We start from the raw sequence: 15,594 nt of genomic DNA on the forward strand, positions 1-15,594 counted from the left end.
ATTTTCGAAAGTTTTCGACGCTTTCATGTTTTCAGACGGCACTCTTCGTGTGTTGTCGAAAATTTCGATATACTGGACTCCGGAATTTACGAATTCATTGTACATCATATCATAGAAGGGGTTGCATATGTCCGACACCGCGCGTCGTCACCGAGCGTCGTCCAAATCCACGCAGCTAGCCGACATCGCCGAACGCACCGGGTATTCCCTGGCCACGGTCTCCAAGGTGCTCAACGGCCGCAGCGACGTGGCCGCCGGCACCCGACAAATCATCGAGGAGGCGCTGCGGGACAGCGGCTACACCAAGCGCATCTCCACCACCAAGAACCGCAAGCTCATCGAAGCCGTATTCCAGAACTTCGACAACATCTGGTCGCTGGAGGTGCTGCGCGGCATCGTGCACGAGGCCAGCGCCCATGAGATGAGCGTCGTCACCACCGAAAGCGGCGACCGCTCGCACCCCGATTCCCGGTGGGTCGAAGGCGTGCTGCGCCGGCAGCCGCTCGGCGTGGTGCTGATCTTCTCGAACCTCACCGAATCGGAGAAATCACGCCTGCAAGCGTTCAACATCGACTATGTCACGCTCGACCCGGCCGGCGACCCCTCCCCCGACAACCTCTCCGTACAGGCCGACAACTGGACCGGCGGCCTCATCGCCACCCGTCACCTGCTCTCCCTGGGGCACACCCGCATCGGCATCATCACCGGACCGAACTCCATGCTGTGCTCCAAGGCGCGACTCGACGGCTACAAGGCGGCCCTGGACGAGCACGACATCCCCTTCGACCCCGACCTGGTGCGCGAAGGCGACTTCTCCACGGCCGGCGGCTACCTGCAGGGACTGTCGCTGCTCAAGAACTCCGCCAAACGCCCCACGGCCATCTTCGCCGGCAGCGACCTGCAGTCCATGGGCGTCTACGAGGCGGCGCGCACGCTGGATCTGAAGATCCCCGAGCAGCTGTCCGTCATCGGATTCGACGACGTGCAGACGGCGGCGCACATGGGCCCGGCGCTGACCACGGTCCGCCAGCCGCTGCAGGACATGGCCGCCGCGGCCGTGCGCATGATCATCGACAAATCGCACGGTCGACCGATCCAGAACCGCTCCATCTACCCGACCACGCTGATCGTCCGGGACAGCACGCGCCCGCTGGAGATCAGCGAACCGCACTGAGCGGTCCCACGCGTTCGGCGAACTTGCATGATGGATCGTATCAACGCTCCAAAACCTTGATATTGCAATGATTACTATCAGCCGTTCCCCGAGTTGGACCGTTTTCGTTCCTAGAGTTGGACTGTTTTTTGTTCCCAGAGTTGGCCGGTTTTCATTTCACGGAGTGGAGACACTTCTCTCTTTGCACGTTTTGATGGGTTAGGAATCGTCGATTTGTCACGTTTTGATGGGTTAGGAGATGCCGGATCGACACGTTTTGATGGGTTCAAATTTCGTCAACCGTCACGTTTTGATGGGTTTAGACCAACGGAACCGCTCATTTCGACACCCGAACTCCCGTTCCATGCCAACACGACGGTGCCATGGCCAGTCGTCATCGAACCGGCCATGACGCATGCCATACCATCGTCCGGGCGGCGTCCGCCCATCGGCACCAAGACCATCCATCGATGCCGATCCTCAGCCTTCCGACTAGCGCACGCGGCGGATCGAGCGGAACAACGCGGCCGCCACCAGCACCACCACGGCCTCGCCGACGAACACGCCGCCGTAGCCGACCGTGTTGATGACCATCGCCGCCGCGAACGATCCGCCGACGCCGCCCAATGTGTTCGCCAGATTCAGGAAGCCCAGATCCTTGGCGGCTGCCTCCGGGTTCGGCAGTACCTCGACGCTGATCGTCTGGATCAGCGACGAGTTCGCGCCGTTGGCGATGCCGACGATCACCGAGAATGCGATCAGCCCCGCCGGGGTCGGGAACAGGAAGGGGATGATCGCGCCGACGGCGATCATGCAGGCGGTGATGACCGTCAGTATCTTCGGTCGCCCGATCCGATCGGCGAGCGGTCCGGCCGCCAGGCAGCAGACCAGCCCGATCGCCAGTGTGATCGACGAGTTGATGGACAGCATCCTCTGCGCACCGGCCTGATCAAGGTGCAGGTAGTCCTGCAGGATGTACAGCATGTAGTTCGAGATCATGCTGCTGCCCACCGTCAACAGGAACCGCGCCGCCAGCGTCTTGTAGAAGTCGCGCGCGCCGTGCGTGGGGAACATGAACATCCTCAGCAGCTCGCGCGGGTTGAACGGCGGCATCGGTTCGTCCAGGTTCGAACGCTCCCCGGCCAGCAGCGCGGAGATGATGCCACCGATCAGCGCGACCGCGGCGAAGGTCTCCACGCCCAGCGTCACGTTCTCAAGGAACTGCGCGGCCACGAGAATGCCGGTCTGGCCGCCGATCATCTGCCCGAGACCGTACGCGGAGGACACGGTGCCCCGCCATCGCGCCGGCACCCGGTCGGACAGCTGCGCGATCATCGCGGCGGCCACGCCGTTGACCACCAACTCGTACAAACACCACCAGCCGAGCATCGCGCCGATGCCGTCGGCACGGCTGAACGCGAACAGCACCAGACAGGACAGGATCGAACAGCCGATGATCCACGGCTTGCGCTTGCCGAACCGCGTGCGGGTGCGGTCCGAGCAGGCGCCGAGCACGATGTTCGATACGAGCGCGACCAGCATCGCGATGGTCGAGAACATCATGACCAGCGAAACCTTGTTCGCCGGATCGATCTCGCTGACGCGCTGCGGCAACAGCGTGGAGATCGCACCCTGATGGGGCATGAGCCAGGCGGCCGGACCGATCACCAGGGCGATCGCCAACCGCCACGGCATGCGCTCCCCGGTTTCGGCCCGGGTCATCAGTGCATCGTCTCCCCGTCGACGGCCAGAGTCCCGGTCGGCACGCCGGCCAGGCAGCCGACGAAGCCGCCAGACCATTCGGTGCTCAGGAAACGGGCGTCGCGGCGGTCCATCACCCGGCATCCGTCGGGCTCGCCGCCGCGGATCGTCTCTTCCACGAGTCCGGCCACGTCACGGGTCCCGTCATAGGCCAGCACGGTCAGCTCGTTGCGGCGCATCAGCACGGCCACACGCGTGCAGCCTTCCGGCAGCGGCCCATAGCTGCGGGTGTCGTCAACGCCATCCTCGGTGAAGATGCAGGTGACGCCCGCCGGCCGCCGGCCATCTCCCAGGCCATGGCACAGCGTGACCAGATGGGTGGAGTTCTGTCGGATGACCAACGTGCCGCCGTCCGGTACGGACAGCAGCGTGTCGTCCTCGGCGATGCGCGCGTACCGGATGCCGGTTTCATCGCGGATCGTCAGGTCGGCCTCGCGATCGGCATCCAGCACCGGACGGGCCGCCGCGGCACGGGTCCCGGCGTCGTTCAGGCCGATGAGCACACGGACCGCGCGGTCGTCGGCGACGGCCGTCATGCCGCGGACGGCCGGATCATCAGCGGCGATATCCGTCCCCGCGTCGAGAATCGTCAGACGCTCCGGCATCCGGCCCAGGCCTGGCGCGACGACAGGCCAGCCGGGATCGCCCGGGTCGGAGGTCGGTGCGCCGCCGCCGTCAAGCTTCCAACTCGACGGGTTATGCTCCCACGTCATCGGCGCGATGAACGGCTCACGACCCAGGTAGCTCAGCAGCTCGCCCGGGTTGGCGCCCTTGGTTTCACGCACGCCCAGGCTGACCATCCACCAGCCCAGCGTCGGGTGGTGCAGGATGTCGCCGTGGCCGACGCACTGCACCGGTTCGTTCAGACCCAGATGGCGGTGGGTCAGGATCGGGTTCTTCTTGTTCGCGTGGAACAAACGGTCGTGCGTGCCCAGCAGGCAGTGTTCGCCCTCGCGCGGCGCGGGGATTGCGACGCCGGCCTCCGCGATGTCCGCGCGGAACGTCTCGATTGCGGCCTTGAGTCCCTGCGGCGCGAACACGCGCATCGCCATCTCGCTGTGCTCGAAGCTGGTGCCGCCTTCGGCGGTGAACAGGTATACATAGTCGCCGATGCGGTACAGGTGCGGTCCCTCGGCCCAGACCGCATCGACGCCGTAGCCGCGCCAGATCACGGTCCTGCCATCGCCGGCGGCCTGGCCGTCGTTAATCAGGGTCCAGGTCTCCGGGTCGATGCGCTGCGTCCAGATTTCGGTCTGCCCCTCCCACTGCGGGTCGAGGGCGGGACGGGTCTGGGTCCAGTACACCGCGCCGTCGCAATCCTCGAAGATGTCCGGATCGATGCCCTCGGCGCCCTCGATCCAGTACGGGCCGGACCACGGTCCCTCCAGCGTGTCGGCCACGATTGCGAAGTTGCCCTCCGCCTTGGCGGCGGCCGCGAGTTCCTCCTCGGTGACGCCGCCGCGCCGCGCTGCCTCCTCATTGATGCGGGCGATCGTGCAGACGATGACGTACCGGCCACCGATGCGGCGCAACGTCGGCGCGTAGACGCCGCCCGAATCTTCCACGAATGGGATGAGCAGACGACGGGCCATCGCCTCGTCGATGGCGTCGGAGACGTGGATCCACCGCCCCAGGTCGTCGGAGGTGTGGATCGGCAGGCCGGGCACCAGTTCGAACGAGGAGTTGACCATGGCGATGCGGCCGTGGTCCGCGTCCCACATCCAGGACGGGTCCGGGTACATGCCGGTCAGGATCGGATTAGTGATGGTGGTTGTGGTCATCGTCGTGGTCCTTGTACAGAGAGTTGGATGCGCTGTCTCGAAACTTTCATACAGCGTTGTACCAAAGTGTGGTGAAACTTTCGGAGCCCCGAAACGGGAGAACGCCCACGGGTTGCCCCCGCAGGCGTTCTCTCGATCAATCGGAAGGAAAAGGAGAAAGGAGAATATGACTGGTTCTATGGTGTCGGTCGCTTCTTACCGCCGAAGCGGCCGACACCGGTTCGCCATCTTCGGGCCCTCCCGGCAGGTCGGGCCCGGAATCATCACGCCTCGGCGAGGGCGTCGATGATGTAGTTGTTGATCGTGGCCTTGACGGACTCGAGATGATCCGACTTGGTGGTCTCGATGAGCTTGGCCTGCGGGATGTCGAGAGCGTACTCCTCCAGGGAAGCCAGCGTGGCGGTGCCATCCTCGATGGTGGCGCCGATGCCGGAATCGTAGGAAGCGTAGCGCTCGGCCTGCAGGTTCTGGATGAACTTGTCCTCGTGCATCTTCGCAGCGACCAGCAGGCCGGCGGCGAAGGTGTCCATGCCCGCGATGTGCGAACGGAACAGGTCCTCGGCGTCGAAGGAGGTACGACGCGGCTTGGCATCGAAGTTCAGGCCACCGCGAGGACCGATCTGGCCCTCGTCGATGACCTCCCACATCACGGTGGTGGTCTCCATCAGGTCGGTCGGGAACTCGTCCATATCCCAGCCGATCAGCTTGTCGCCCTGGTTCGCGTCGAGCGAGCCGAGCACGCCGGCCTCACGGGCCGTGCGGATCTCATGCTGGTAGGTGTGGCCGGCCAGGTTGGCGTGGTTGCCCTCGAGGTTCAGCTTCATGAAGTCGATGTCGTAGGTCTTCAGGAAGGCGATGGCGGTGGCGGCATCGAAGTCGTACTGATGCATCGTCGGTTCCTTGGCCTTCGGCTCGATCAGGAACTGGGCGTCCAGACCGATCTCCTTGGCGTACTCATGGCACATGTGGAAGAACTTGGCCATGTGCTCCTGCTCACGCTGCATCTGCGTGTTCCACAGGTTCTCGTAGCCTTCGCGGCCGCCCCAGAACACGTAGTTCTCGGCGCCCAGGCGCTTGGCGATCTCCAGGCTGTGCTTCAGCTGGCCGCCAGCGTAGGCGTAGATGTCAGCGAACGGCGAGGTGGAGGCACCGGAGACGAAGCGCGGGTTGGTGAACAGCGAGGAGGTGTTCCACAGCAGCTTGACGCCGGTGGCCTTCATGTTCTCCTCGATCTTGTCGACGACCTTGTCCAGGTTGGCGTTAGTCTCACGCAGGGTGTCGCCTTCCGGAGCGATGTCGCGGTCATGGAAGCAGAAGTACTCGGCGCCGAGCTTGGTGAAGAACTCGAAGGCGTAGTCGACCTTGGCCAGAGCCTCGTCGAGCGGGTTGGAGTACTTGCCGTACCACGGACGGTGAGCGGTGCCGGTGCCGAACGGATCGACGAGCTCCTGATCGAAGGTGTGCCACCAGGCGACGCCGAAGCGCAGCCAATCCTTCATCTTCTTGCCGGCGACGACGCGGTCGGCGTCGTAGTAATGGAAGGCCAGGCCCTCCTGCGGTCCCTTCTGGCGACCGACGTATTCGATCTTGTCAACATCCCACAGACCCATGGGTTGCTCCTTTGCTGTTGATTCGAGCTGTTATTGTGTCGGCGTTCTTGTGGTCCGCCGTTGCATACATAGTAAGACCATTTACCCAAGTATGTCAATTCGTTTAACTTTATCGGCGTTTCGCGTCATACGACGCCCATTCAGCCAGCCACATCCCAAGCAATCACCCGCAACTCCCCGACCAGCCCCAGCCTTCTTGCCACCGCCACAACCGCGTGGTACAGAATCCCTCGGATGGCCCCGGCATCTCCCGTACCACAACCACGCGGTACGGCATCCCCAAAACGCATCCCCCAGCATTCCGTACCACAACTGCGGGGTACAAAACCGTCCAAAACCCATCAACAGGATTCCGTACCATGCCGCAACCACGAGGGACGAAACCCATCGGACAAGACCAGGATCATTCCATGCCGCAATCACACGGCAGGGCAATCCCATCGCGCCGTCGGACCGCATCAGAACGGTTCGATCTGCTCTTGCATAACCATGCCGGTGCGGCGGAACCTTTGAAGATCAAGGCTCCGCCGCACCGGCACGATTATTGGACAATCAGGCGGCCATCTTCCTCGGACGACGGCCGCCCAAGGTCAGACGCGATGGCGGCCGCCGCGACTACGCAGCGCCATGCAGCTGCCCGCAATCAACAACGCAACCGCGGCGATCACCGTAGGCACCATCACTCCAGCACCGGTGTCCGCCGGTTTCTCGCCGTCCGGCCGACCCGAGGAAGAGGACTGCTGTCCGCCCGAAGGCTGCTGTCCGCCCGAAGGCTGCTGCCCATCCGAAGGCTGCTGTTCGCCCGTCCCGACGCCCACTGTCACATAGTCGACAGCCGAGGTGGCCGATCCTCCGTACGGCGAGGTGACCTTGGCATACCATCCCTGAACACCTTCGGGGGCATCCCTCCAGACGATCGACGCAGTACGGACGTCGTCGGAATCGGACTGCGCAGGTTCGATCAGGGCAGTGCCGATAACCTCGCCACCGAGCACATCGACGCGGAAGGAATCGGTGGTCAGCGTCTTGGGCCGATCGGCCTGGGTCGTATCGATGCCCAGTTCGTTCAGATGGATGACAAATTCCTCGTCCGAGGGCGCGAATTCGGAAGTGGCCACGGATTCGGAGCCGTATTCGTTAAGCGACGGCGAATACGTGCGCACGCTCATCGTGCCGTCAGCAGTGTTCACGTGCATCAACCGCAGGTAGCCCTTGCCGCCCTCTTCCATGCCCTGGTAGTCGAACAGCATGTTGACCACGTTGCGATCGGCCACGCCGTCGCCATCCGTGTCGACCTGCGAGACTGTCTTCTGAGCGCTGTGGTAGTGGCCGGACAGCACCATCTTGACGTTCTCGTTCGGAGCGACCACACGCTGGTAGACTTCCTGCGGAATCAGTCCCAAACCGCCCGAGGCGAGCAGGTACTCGTGGAAGTTGAGGATGGCCACACGGTCGGGATACCGCGCGAGCACATCATTCATCCACTCGATCTCCTCGTCGCCGATGCCCCAGCCCATGTACACCATGATGAAGTCGATGCCACCGGCGGACACCAGGTCGTAATGGCCCTTGTTGTTCTTGTAGCTGCCGCCGTACCACGGGTTGGAGTTGTACCGGTTCTCACCGAAGCGGGCGGAGAACTGCGTGTAGTCCTCGGTCTTGTGATCCACGTCATGGTTGCCGGCAAGCACACCGTACGGGAACCCGGCTTCGTCGAGACGCCTGTACTGTTCGTCCGCCCGAGCCCACTGATCGTCGAGTTCGGCGTTATCGACCACATCGCCGGTGTGGAACATGTAGGAGATGTTCATCCGGTCACGGTTCTCAAGCAGCCAGGTGTGGATGTTCTTCTGGTGCTCGAAGTACCCATTGTCGTCGTAGTTGGCATTGTAGTACTGCGTGTCGGACTCCCACGCGAATGTGAAGTCATAGTCTTGGCGTGGGGTGTCAGCCTGGCTGATCGGATCGTCGGTCATGGAGATGACCGGCTCGCCGTTCACTCCGTTGATCGTGGAGATCTCTCCGTCGGCCTGCGCGGCCACACCATCAAGGGAAGACGCGGCGGTAAGGTCACCGGGCGCATAACCGGCACCATTCTGGATCACCACGGTCATCGCGCCGTCAGCCACATGGTCGGCATTGGCCACATTCTGCTCAATCGTGGCCTTGCCTTTTCCGTTGGCCTGGACCCGGGCCACCTGATCCCATGCGCCGGTGGTCACGTTCCTGACGAACGCATACAGGTCGGAACCGGCTTCGGCGGAACCGTTCCAACGGATCGTGGTGGAAGCGGTCGCGTCGGCCGCCAGAGATTCCGGCACCTTCACCGTGAAGGACTGGTACGGGAACCCGGCATCCTCGGCGGTGGTGGTCACGGTCGCCTTGTCATCCGCATTGAGCTTGGCGGCGTCTTCGGCGGACAGCGCCGTGCCCTGCGTCCCGTCAGCCACACCGGACTGGCGGGTGGTGCCCTGCGAGGAGGCGATCTTGTCGGTTTCTCCAGGAACCATGGCCTCGCCGCGGTAGAAGGTCACGCCGAGTTCATCGTTCGACTCGTCGGCCGCGCTCACGCTCAACGTCGGCTCGGCGCCATCCTGCGATTCCACGGCGGTGACGGTCGGATCCTCCTCCGGCGTGGTGAAGGTCACTTCTGCGCTGGTGGTGTTGCCTGCATTATCGGAGACGGTGAAGGTGACGGTGTGCTCGCCCGCCGGCAGATCGACCGAGGATGTCGTATACGGCAGTTCGATCGGTTCGGCCTCGGATTGCCCGTTGGCAAGGGTTGCGCCCAACGAGCCCTCGGCTATACCGGAGGTTATATCCGAGGCCTCGGCGTCGATGGTGATTGTTCCGCGCTTGACATCCTTGCCGGAGTTTTCTTCGTCGGCGATGTCGGGGGTGATGACCGGCTTGGTGTTATCGACCGTGACCGTGGCCTCGGCGCGGTTCGCACCGAACTCCGCGGATACCGTATGCTCGCCGTCGGCCACCGTGGTGGTGTCCCACAGATACTGGTTGGCGGCCACGGAGGTTTCGGGAATCTCGAACTCGAGCAGGATGTACTCATACTGGCCCGAGGAATCGCCGATCTTGATCGAATTGGCGGGATTCGCGACTTCCTCGGTCACGTCTTCCTCCGTCACCTTACCGGCGGTGCCCGGGCTCACGCCGGCGGTCGCCTTGCTCGCATGCAGCGTCGTACCGTCGGGTAGCACCAGGCGAATGTTGGACGCCTGGTAGTTGTCGGCGTTCTCGGAGTTCACGGTGCCGTCGGACAGAATGTCGGTGGCGCTGGACTTGGTGCCGGCGTTCATGTACATCTTGATGGTGTTGTCCTCGACCATGTCCAACGGGACCGGGAACGACACAGTGGCTGTGTCGCCGTAGGTGCCGTCGTCGAAGGAGCCGATCACGTTCTCCTGCCAATCGGACTCGCTCGGTGTACCCTGAATGTCGAGCTTCCTGGTGAACGAATTGTAGAAGAAGATGTCCGTCTGGGTGATTTCGGCGGCAATATACGGCTCGGATTCCAGCGAAGTGGTCATGCTCTCGACACCCACGGGCTCGCTGTCAATCGAAATGGACGGGCGGGCATCCTTATCGGCGCCGGTGGCACGGACCGCCTGCTCGCCGCGCAGGAACTGGCCGTCGACCATGTTCAGGCGGACTTCGGAATCATCGTAATCCGTACCGACGATGGTCTTCGGCTCGCTTTGCACCGGGGCACCGATGCCATTGGAAGCCTCCACGTAATACTCGATCGAGGCCTTGCGGATCAGGTCGATCTTGTTCATCACATAGCTATAGGTATCGCTGCCCGCAGCCTTCACCAGGTTGTGGGAGGTGTACCCGGATCCTCCCGAAGTCCTGGTGTACAGCGTCACGCGTTTGACGTCGGTGCCGGTGCAACGCACGTCAAACGTGAAGGTCACATCCTCGTCGGCGCCGAAGGTGGACGGCGTGGAATCGGCGATATCGGGAGCGGTGACGTTCTGGGGGAACGTGTATGCAGTGGCGCGGATGTCGGATGGAGCCACACTGCCCGGGGTGGCGGGCTGATCGATGCTGGCAAGCGTACTCTCATTCGTGCCGCCGGCATAGACGTAACGCAGGGTGTTCGACCCACTGGAGTCCGCGGTGTATGCCGCCGACGAAACCAAGGTTTTGGTCTTGGTGCTGATTTTCATCAGACGTGCCGAGCTGTTGGACATGCCCGCCGAATGGATGGTGAACAGGTCCTTACCCATCGTGAGCGCATGCTCGCCGGTCAGGTCGAACTCATTGTTGAAATCGGTGTCGGTCAGGTCGTCGTTCGAACCGTTCTTGATCCAAAACACCGCAGAATCGCCGGCGGCGATCTTGATGTCGGCCTGATCGGCGCCCCACTCCACGTCTCCGGCATCGCCCTGTTCCGGATAGCTGTAGTAGATGGTGTAGGCGTCAGAGAAGTCAACAGTTTGATCAGAGACGTTCGTGACTTCGATGAACTCGTATCCGTCGGCCCCGCCGACATTGGCGGAGTTCGGATCCATCTCGGTGATGACCAGCGGGACCAGCGCCTGCTCATACCCGCTCTGGTTCACGGAGAGCGCGATCTGCGCACCTTCCTGCGTGGTGACGAGCCCCTCGTCATCGGTGACGACGAAACGGTACGCCATCGTGCCCTTGCCCGCGAACGTGCCGGAGGGGATGGCGAACGACCACACGTCGTTCTCGACGGTGCCGGCGAGGTTCGAGTCGACATAGTCGGTATCGGTGTCGGTCTTCCACTGCAACGCCACCGAGGCGATGTGCTCGTTACCATCGGATACGGCGATCTGCGCCTTCAGCGTGATGGCGTCGGTGTCATAGACGACCTCCGGCAGTTCGCTGACATCGGTGATGATGGTCTCGCGATCGGACTGGACAGGCCAAGATTCCGGCTTCTGTCCTTCGACAAGCGAACCAGGCGTGGCGGAGTTGTCAGTGCTGAGCGTACCGACGCCATTGGCGTCATAAGAAAGGTTCAGCGTGGTGTCCGCCGCGCCTCCGCCGTCATAGCCAACGGTGTTGGTGGCGCCGGTGGACTTCCGGGTCAACACAAGGGTACGGGCGCTCCCGTTCGCCATGCCCTCGCCTTTGGAGACGGTGAACAGGTTGACGCCGTACTGCAGCTGCGGGTCGACGCCGGACGCATCCTGCCAGAAGGCATTGAAACAGGCAGCGAGATCCTGCCCTTCCAGATCGGATTCGAATTGCGCAAAATTGTCCCACAGCACGATGGACGCCCCAGGTTGGACGGCCACATCCAAGGAGGCGTCGGCGGCCGCGGATTCGAAAGCCTCGGGGGTCCAGTCGACCCCGTTGTAGGTCAGGCTCAGGTCGCTGATGTTCACAGGCTCCGCACCCATGTTCGTCAGCTCGATGTATTCGCCGGCGTCCACCATGGTGTCGACGCCGCCGACAGTGTTACCGGTGTTGACGGCAAGCTCGGTGATGACCACCGGCATGCCGCCGGCGATGGCTGCGCCCGTCGCTGCAAGCGGCGTGACACTGTACGCATTCTGCGCAGATTCATCAGCATAGGCGCTGACGGTGGTCACGCATGGCACCGCAGCCAGCGAGACGCCCAAGGCGAGCGCCGCCAGACGGCGAGCGCACCGCGATGATTGGGGAAGAATGTGACGCATGTTTTCTCTTTCTCATAGGCAGCCGCTCCCAAGAAGGAATGGCGTCCCCACTCTAAGAGCGCACCGACAGGCACCATGCGGACGTTCCGTTCGATTTCCCCGCATAGTCGTCAAGTATTCTTCGCGCGTTCGCGTTTTGTACACTTACCCCGCCGTCCCGTTGATGCGCCACACGCCATGCATCAATTACACGTTGCGCATATTTGTGGCGATAATGTGCGTATCAACAGTGAAGTATTGACATCTCGATGTTGAGATCCTCGCCTCACGGCACCCACAGCGTTGAGGCCGGCCATCACCACGGCGCATCCACCACCCATTGACACGCAAAGGAGCACCACATGGCACTGCAAACCCTGCTCGAACCGCTTGAAATCAACCATATGACCCTGAAGAACCGCATCATGTTCCCGCCGATGACCACCGGCTACGAGGCACGCGACGGTTCCATCACCGAGCAGAGCATCAACTTCTACAAGCGCGTGGCCGAAGGCGGTGCCTCCTACATCGTGCTCGGCGACCGTGACCCCGTGCGCACTATCTCCCCCACGCCCAAGCTCGTCAACGATGATCAGATCCCCTCGTTCAAGGCCCTGGCCGACGCGCTGCACGAATTCGATTGCAAGCTCGGCCTGCAGGTGTTCCACCCGGAGTACGACACGGTGGCCGTGGCCGAACTCTTCGCCAAAGGCGACATGGCCGGCGCCCGGGCCAAACTGCACCATGACATGCAGCATTACATCAATGAAGTCACCGGCGAACGCCTTCAGGAGATCCTCGTCCATATCACCGCGCTGGCCCGCCGCGCCACGCAGGCCGGTGCGGACGCCATCGAGGTGCACGGCGACCGTCTGATCGGCTCGCTGTGTTCGCCGCTGATCAACCAACGCACCGACGAGTACGGCGGCAGCTTCGAGAACCGCACGCGCTTCGCCCGCGCGGTCGTGCGCGCCATCCGTGAGGGTTCGCCGGACATCTGCATCGACTACAAGCTGCCGATCATCACCGAGAACCCGCAGCTCGGCCGCGGCGGCCTGTTCATCGACGAGGCGGTGGAACTCGCCAAGCTGCTTGAGGCCGACGGCGTCGACACCTTCCATGTCGGTCAGGCCAACCACACCGGTAATCTCAACGACACCATCCCCGCGATGGGCACGCGTCCCGAATGCTTCATGGCGCCGTACGCCCGCCGCATCAAGGAGGCCGTGTCCGTGCCGGTCTCCACGGTGGGACGCATCATGACCCCGGAGGACGGCTACGAGTACAAGCGTGTCATCACGCCCGCCGGGACGCCGCGGAAGATCGCGGTGGTCGGCGGCGGCCTGGTCGGAGCGGAGACCGCCGAGTACATCGCCCAAGGCGATTGCGAGGTCACCATCGTCGAGATGATGGGGCAGATCGCCGCCGAGGAGTGACCTTCGACACCGCCGCGCTCGAAGAGCACGGCATCAAGGTCACGCTGGTCGGCGACTGCAATGGCAAGGCTGCGGACATCAACCGCGCCGTGGAGGAAGGCTATCTGGCCGCCACCGCCGCCTGACACACCCGGCTTCGTTCGGACTCTGATGCATCGTGACTCTGACATATTCCACAGAACCGCGGAATAACAACGTTTTTTGGAAAGCATCAGAGTCACGATGCATCAGAGTCCGGAGAGTTCGGGAGTGTTGAGCCTCAATGCGTCAGGGTCCGAGGGTGTCAGAGTCCGAGGGCGCCAGAATCCGAAGGTGCCGTGGACCGGGACAGGAACGGGATCCGGGCAGACGCAATCAGCGGAGATCCTTGACGAACCAGTGCTGGCTGCCGGTCAGCGGGTAGCCCTGAATCTCCCCGATCTGGCGGTAGCCGTACTTCGGGTAGAAGTCGCGCCCTTGGAAATCGAAGGTGTTGAGCAGCGCATACCGGCAGCCGTGCTCGCGCCCGGCCTGTTCGATGCGAGACAGCAGGTCGCTGCCCACGCCCCGGCCACGATGACCCGGAGCCACCGCCAACACCTCGATCTCCAACCATTGGCCGAACATCGTGCCGTATACGCCGCCAACCACCGCGCCGTCATCGTCCTTGGCCGTGATCGCGATCTCCCGCTCGTCCAGGATCTCGAAATGCTCGCGGTTGTAGGCGCGCAGAATCTCATGGATCGAGGATTTCACCGCCTCGTCCGGCTCCATCGCATATTCGAATGCCGTCATGACGCTCAACTCCTTAATGAACACAACCGATCCGTATATCGCGTAAGTGTTTCACACCTGCCACACGCTCGCCTCTCATGGACAAGGACGGCCGACAAGTACCGCAACCACGCATTGCGCCGCGGCCAGCGCCAACGCCAACAGCAACGGCGCCGCCCACGCCCCGGAGAGCTCGGCCAGCATGCCGAACGCGGCGGGACCGATCGACGCCAGCAGATATCCCAACGACTGGGCGATACCGGACAATCGGACGGTCTCCTGCGCGGTGGTGCCACGCAACGCGATCAGCGACAGCGCCACCACCAGTGTGGCGCCCTGCCCGCAGCCGCCGATGACGCTCCACACCATCATGGCTTGCGGCAGCGTCAGCATGCCGACATACGCCACAACCATGGGCAGGCTGGAGACCAGCGCGGCGCACACCTGATTGCCGCCGACCTGCATCAGCATCGGCACCAGCAGTCCGGAGAGGATGCCGATCGACTGGAACAGGAACAGATGCATGCCCGCCGTCCCCTCGTCGAACCCCGCCCCCGCGGATACGCTCGGCAGCCAGTTGGACATCGTGTAGAACGCCGCCGACTGCAACCCCATATATAAGGTCACCCACCACGTCATCGGCCGACGCCACAGCGGAGCCGGATTCGATGCGACATCGCCGGCCGGCCGCGCATCGTCGCCCGTTCCGCTCCGAGGCACGCGCGCATCCGGACATTTCGACGAATCCCCTGTTTCCGCGGTACTCTTGGCACCCGACGCAGGCGGCATCGCCGCGCACACGGTTGCAGCGTCCGCCCGAGGTTCCCCGGTCTTGTCGCGACGCATCCCGGCGGTCACCCGACGCGATGTACGCCGTAGACGCATAAGCCACAACGCCAGTACCACCAGCGGCGGCACGGCCCAGAACGCCAGCGACGGCCGCCAGCCGCCCAGCAGGTCGGCCAAGGGCACGGCCGTCGCCCCGGCGATCGCCGACCCCGCGGTGATGCAGCCGGAGTACACGCCGGTGGCCATCGACACACGTTCGCGGAAGTCACGTTTGGCGATGACCGGAACCAGCACGTTGCCGATTGCGATGGCCGCGCCGACGCCGACCGTGCCCAGCCATACGCAGATCTGTCCGCCGACCGAACGCACGACATCGCCCACAGCCAGCAGCGCCAGCGCCACGGCGACCGTCGCATCCGTACCGATCCGTGCGGTGACGAGCCCCACCAGCGGGCTGATCGCGGCGAACGCCCACAGCGGCATCGCCGCCAGGATTCCCTGCACGCCCTCACCCCAGTTCAGATCCATGCCGATCCGCGTCAGCAGCGGCCCCACCGCCGCGATCGCCGGACGCAGGTTCAACGCGACCAGAAATATCAGGGCGGCCCACAGCCCGGTCGACGGTATGTCGCGTATGGTTCGACTATTTCCGTCCATGCCATA

General features: G+C 63.3%; 9 protein-coding genes. 3 read left to right on the plus strand and 6 right to left on the minus strand.

What is annotated here, in order from left to right; all coding sequences use genetic code 11:
* Positions 1–127 precede the first annotated feature (127 nt).
* Positions 128–1,174: a LacI family DNA-binding transcriptional regulator gene (locus tag BIGA_RS05435; protein WP_051917113.1), complete on the plus strand. Its 1,047-nt coding sequence runs from the start codon at positions 128–130 to the stop codon at positions 1,172–1,174.
* A gap of 471 nt (positions 1,175–1,645) precedes the next feature.
* Here the strand turns inward: BIGA_RS05435 and BIGA_RS05440 are convergent, their stop codons facing one another.
* From BIGA_RS05440 to BIGA_RS05455, 4 genes are all read right to left on the minus strand, one after another.
* Positions 1,646–2,875 (minus strand): MFS transporter, encoded by a 1,230-nt coding sequence (locus BIGA_RS05440; RefSeq protein WP_033507681.1) that lies wholly within the window; start codon positions 2,873–2,875, stop codon positions 1,646–1,648.
* The gene (locus BIGA_RS05445) at positions 2,875–4,695 is read right to left on the minus strand and encodes a glycoside hydrolase family 43 protein (protein WP_051917114.1); all 1,821 of its coding nucleotides are present in this window, start codon (positions 4,693–4,695) and stop codon (positions 2,875–2,877) included. Before BIGA_RS05445 ends, BIGA_RS05440 begins: the two co-directional genes overlap by 1 nt.
* A 263-nt stretch (positions 4,696–4,958) precedes the next feature.
* A complete protein-coding gene (gene xylA / locus BIGA_RS05450; RefSeq protein ID WP_033507682.1) occupies positions 4,959–6,305 on the minus strand; it encodes a xylose isomerase in 1,347 nt (448 codons plus the stop codon).
* A gap of 590 nt (positions 6,306–6,895) precedes the next feature.
* On the minus strand, positions 6,896–11,974 hold the full coding sequence (locus tag BIGA_RS05455) for a metallophosphoesterase (protein WP_081929508.1): 5,079 nt from the start codon (positions 11,972–11,974) through the stop codon (positions 6,896–6,898).
* A gap of 341 nt (positions 11,975–12,315) precedes the next feature.
* On the opposite strand from BIGA_RS05455, the gene BIGA_RS05460 reads away from it, so the two are divergent.
* A complete protein-coding gene (locus BIGA_RS05460) occupies positions 12,316–13,389 on the plus strand; it encodes an oxidoreductase (RefSeq protein WP_051917116.1) in 1,074 nt (357 codons plus the stop codon).
* Positions 13,386–13,514 (plus strand): hypothetical protein, encoded by a 129-nt coding sequence (locus BIGA_RS10025; RefSeq protein WP_272944574.1) that lies wholly within the window; start codon positions 13,386–13,388, stop codon positions 13,512–13,514. Before BIGA_RS05460 ends, BIGA_RS10025 begins: the two co-directional genes overlap by 4 nt.
* Positions 13,515–13,743: 229 nt before the next feature.
* Here the strand turns inward: BIGA_RS10025 and BIGA_RS05465 are convergent, their stop codons facing one another.
* Both BIGA_RS05465 and BIGA_RS05470 read right to left on the minus strand, forming a co-directional pair.
* Positions 13,744–14,163, minus strand: coding sequence for a GNAT family N-acetyltransferase (locus tag BIGA_RS05465; RefSeq protein WP_051917117.1), 420 nt, complete (start codon positions 14,161–14,163; stop codon positions 13,744–13,746).
* A gap of 75 nt (positions 14,164–14,238) precedes the next feature.
* Positions 14,239–15,588, minus strand: coding sequence for an MFS transporter (locus BIGA_RS05470; RefSeq protein WP_033507683.1), 1,350 nt, complete (start codon positions 15,586–15,588; stop codon positions 14,239–14,241).
* Between the last annotated feature and the right edge of the window lie 6 nt (positions 15,589–15,594).

The sequence above is a fragment of the Bifidobacterium pullorum subsp. gallinarum genome (genome assembly GCF_000741215.1).
Lineage (GTDB): Bacteria > Actinomycetota > Actinomycetes > Actinomycetales > Bifidobacteriaceae > Bifidobacterium > Bifidobacterium pullorum_B.